Source organism: Nonomuraea sp. NPDC003754 (assembly GCF_053605785.1).
On the sequence record NZ_JBSGJX010000128.1, the window covers coordinates 1 to 1,502 of the forward strand.

Genomic DNA, 1,502 nt, shown 5'->3' on the forward strand with positions numbered 1-1,502 from the left:
CGCAATCCACACCGAACCCGCAGGCCCTCCCTCATTTCAATCACATCGGGCTCGTGTCCTTGGCGCACTCAACCTCTGTGGTCATTACACCTAGCAGACCAGCCGCGGGGCCGCCTACGCTCCATCACCGCCCTGACACCGGGCGCACGGCCGGGGTAGCCCCGCGGCTGGCCCGCTACCCGATGGGTGGGACGACGGCAGACGGGCAGGCGCTGTCGCAGAGGGGCTCAACGCCCAGCATCTCACTCAACATCAAGCGCCGCCGTTCGTAGTCAATGCGATAATCGTGACAACGACAGCGGCAGCCAGCACAAGGCCAGCGATGAAACCGCGCTTTATCCATATCCATCCCGCAGGCGATGGTGGCCATTGTGTATGGCTTTGGGCTTCGTTGATCTGGGTTGTGCGCAGCTCTTGGAGCTCCTCGACAACTTCCTCGATGCGGGCTGTGGCTTTATTCAATGCGAACGACCCGGAATCAGTATATCCCGAGTTTTGGGATGAGAAGAAAACATTATTCGAGCTTTCGACGAAGCTCTGAATAAGATGCCAAGGAATATCATTGGCGGCAGACCGGAACATGTAGATACGATCGTCCAGGCTATCCAGCTGTCTTGTCGCATCCAGCAGAAGCGATGTATTGTCTCGCAAATGCCCAAGTTCCTGAGTCGCACTATAGAGCAGGTGCGTACTATCATGAAGATGTGACAGGCGATTAGCGGCTTCGTAAAGAAGATGGGTATTGTTCTCGAGATGGCGCAATCGAGAAGCCGCCTCATAGAGTAGTTGAGCACTATCATACGGTCGATCGAAAGCTTCGAGCATCAGGGACCGAAGGGTCTCTACCGTCTCCTCGCTGCTGGACTTTAGATCATTTACGGCCCCAAGAAGATCTAGCTTAGTAGTTGTAATAGCTGTTAGCATTAGGTCCTCTAGTCGCTCTTCCGTAAGCCCCGATAGCCTATTTAGTGCAGACGTGACATCACCCTCGTGTGCCTTCTTCCATTCATAAAGAAGTTCCTTCGGAAACTTCTTCTCGTTGTCCTTATTGTCGATTTGCACATGGTGGCCCTCGCATAGAAGAAGCATATTGCCGAAACTTGTGCGAATCGCTTTTGGCATTTTCGGGTCATGTCGCGGCCCGCCCTCTTCTCCGCATATATGTGCGATCTTCCCGTATACGTACGGATTGCCATCTTCGAGCATTTGGACCACAGGCCGAGGGCACTCCGGGGCGTAGCACTCCCCTCTGCTGAGGAGGAAGAGAGCCTTCTGAACAGCCGCAGGAATGTGATCCTTGCTCATGTTTGCTCCGACTGGGGGACGATAACGAAGCGGGGAAGAGTGGGTGAAGGCCATAGTAGAGACCCAGTCCGACAATTTTCGTCCAGAGTGTCACGCAACACACAGTGAACGTTTTTCATCCCCTGGCAGCGGAGCGCTGGTCACAGCGTGATCGCAAGGTCGGCGTTCGCCTGACCACATAGAGAAACCCCTGATAG

1 protein-coding gene is annotated in these 1,502 nt (G+C 54.7%); it reads right to left on the reverse strand.

What is annotated here, in order from left to right:
* Positions 1-252: 252 nt before the first annotated feature.
* Complete coding sequence (locus ACWEVS_RS46300; protein WP_452557632.1) at positions 253-1,305, reverse strand: hypothetical protein; 1,053 nt, start codon at positions 1,303-1,305, stop codon at positions 253-255.
* Positions 1,306-1,502 lie beyond the last annotated feature (197 nt).

What these genes read in the sequence shown, in the direction of transcription:
- ACWEVS_RS46300 (WP_452557632.1), bottom strand. Translation starts at nt 1,305, where the DNA reads ATGAGCAAGGATCACATTCCTGCGGCTGTTCAGAAGGCTCTCTTCCTC.